The 270-nt window shown below is 44.1% G+C and carries 1 pseudogene; it reads right to left on the bottom strand.

Features of this window, described 5'->3' with window-relative positions:
* Window positions 1-23: 23 nt before the first annotated feature.
* Window positions 24-270, bottom strand: a pseudogene (locus RYX56_RS22505) (cytochrome C); the annotation flags it as partial.

Raw genomic sequence — 270 nt, 5'->3', positions numbered from 1 at the left:
ATTCAATTAACACCTGCCTTTGATTATTTTTCAGATGCCTGTTTCAGCAGCTCCAGGACTTGCTTTCGTTCATCATCTGTTAATGGATTTTTGCCGATAACGCCTGACATGACAGCAGAGGTCGGCTTTTTCAAGAATTCCTCAATCGGTTTGCCGTGTTTTCCTTCAACGTTTACAAAGGCTTTAGATAGGTCCGGACCGACTGCTCCACCTTGTAAATTCAATGATTCCACACTGTGGCAGCCAAGGCAGCCTTTTTGGTTAAGGATG

The sequence above is a fragment of the Alkalihalophilus lindianensis genome (assembly GCF_032843265.1).
Lineage (GTDB): Bacteria > Bacillota > Bacilli > Bacillales > Bacillaceae_D > Alkalihalophilus > Alkalihalophilus lindianensis.
This window is presented reverse-complemented; position numbering and strand designations above follow the sequence as displayed.